Origin of the sequence: Nonomuraea turkmeniaca, assembly GCF_005889735.1 — a bacterium.
In the GTDB taxonomy this organism is placed as follows: domain Bacteria; phylum Actinomycetota; class Actinomycetes; order Streptosporangiales; family Streptosporangiaceae; genus Nonomuraea; species Nonomuraea turkmeniaca.
Window position 1 is genome coordinate 1 of the sequence record NZ_VCKY01000511.1, and the last position, 1,959, is coordinate 1,959.

Here is a 1,959-nt window from a genome sequence, read left to right on the forward strand (position 1 = left end):
GGTCTGGCAGGAGGTTCTCGGCCTCGAACGGGTCGGCAGGAACGACACCTTCTTCGCCATGGGCGGCGACTCGATCAGCAGCCTCAAGGTCGTGGCCCGCCTGCGCGCCATGGGCTACGACGTGGAACTGCAGCACCTGTTCACCCATCAGGCGGTCGCTGAACTGGCCACCGTCCTGCGGCCGCGGCAGGCCGTACCGGAGCCCACGGCGGGAGCTTTCGACCTGCTCAGCCCGGCGGACAGAGAGAGGCTCACGCGATGATCATCGACGCCTACCCGCTCAGCACCCTCCAGGCCGGGATGCTGTACCACAGCGAGCTGGACGGCGTGACCTTCCATGACCACACCACGTTCACGCTGCGCGGCACGTTCGATGAGGCGGCGCTGGTCAGGGCGCTGGAGGAGCTGTCGGCGCGGCACGAGGTCCTGCGGACCTCCTTCGACCTGACCGGGTTCAGCGAGCCCGTCCAGCTCGTGCACGACCGCGCGGAAATCCCGCTGACCGTTTCCGACGGCGAGCCGGAGTACGGGCCGTTCGACTGGACGCAGGCTCCCCTGCTCCGCGTCCACGTGCGGTCCGAAGCCGGCAGGTTCGCGCTGACCGTCTACTTCCACCACGCGATCCTCGACGGGTGGAGCGTCGCGAGGCTGGTCAGCGAGCTGTTGGCGCGCTATGCGACACCGGGGCTGCCGGTGGAACCGCCGGGGGCGCGCTTCCGCGACCTGGTGGCTGCCGAGAAGGCCGTGCTCGCCCGTCCGGAGGCGGCGGAGTTCTGGCGGGAGGCGATCGCCGGGGCACCGGAGGGCCGGCTGCCCCGGATGCCCGGCTACCCCACCGGCGGACCGCGCAAGGTGGAGGTCCTCGCCACGGCGCTCCCCGACGACCTGGCGGAAGCGCTGGCCGATGAGGCGGCCGCCGCCCGGGTGCCCCTGCGCTCGGTGCTGCTCGCGGCGCACGTGCGCGTCATGGCGCTGCTGACCGGTGACCCGGACGTCCTCACGGGGATGCTCACGCACAGCCGCCCGGAGAGCGAGGCGGGCGACGAGGTGCTCGGCCTGTTCCTCAACACCGTCCCGCTGCGCGTGCGCGCCGACGCTCCCGGACTGGTCCAGCGGGTTTTCCAGGCGGAGGTGGCGGCGCTGCCGTACCGGCACTTCCCGCTCTTCGAGATCCAGCGGGCCAGCGGTCGCGCGCGCCTGCTGGACACGCACGTGGACTTCCGCGACTTCCACGTGCACGGCGGCGCCACCACGCCCATCGAGGGCCAGGACTTCTTCGAGCAGACCGACTTCGCCTTCAGCGCGGCCTTCGTCCGGACGCCCGGCCAGGGACTGACGCTGACCATCTCCTACGACACCACGCAGTTCCCCACCGACCAGATCGCGGCGATCCGGGATCACTACCTCCGCGCATTGTCAGGAAATACTGGTATCTCGCCGCAGGACGCGGCTCTGCTCGCGCTCTGGAACTCCACCACGCGCGCCCACCCGGGCGGGATGCTGCACGAGCTGGTCTTCGAGCAGGCAGAGCGGACACCGGACGCGACGGCGCTGGTCTTCGAGGGCGAGCGGCTGACCTACCGGGAACTGGCCGAGCGGGCCCGCGCCGTGGCGGCCGGGCTGGACGTGCGGGTGGACCAAGCGGTCGGCGTCTGCATGGAACGGGGGCTGGACCTCCCGGTCGTGCTCCTCGGGGTGCTGGCGGCCGGTGGCGCCTACCTACCCCTCGATCCTGCCGATCCCGAGGAACGGCGCCGCGGCATGCTCGCCGACGCCGGGGCCGAGATCGTCCTGACCGCCGCGCATTCCGGGGGTTGCTTCACTCCGCCACCGGTGCGCGAGGACAACCTGGCCTACGTCATCTTCACCTCGGGATCCACCGGGCGGCCGAAGGGCGTGGGCGTCTCCCACCGGGCGATCGTCAACCGGCTGCGCTGGATGCAGGACACCTTCCGGCTC

At 71.4% G+C, this 1,959-nt stretch carries 2 protein-coding genes; both read left to right on the forward strand.

Annotated elements, in window-relative coordinates; all coding sequences use genetic code 11:
• Nucleotides 1–262 (forward strand): phosphopantetheine-binding protein (locus tag ETD86_RS54150; protein WP_138674357.1); only part of this gene is annotated, 262 nt, incomplete at its 5' end.
• A partial coding sequence (locus ETD86_RS54155) for a condensation domain-containing protein (protein WP_138674358.1) occupies nucleotides 259–1,959 on the forward strand: 1,701 nt, incomplete at its 3' end. The genes ETD86_RS54150 and ETD86_RS54155, both read left to right, overlap by 4 nt.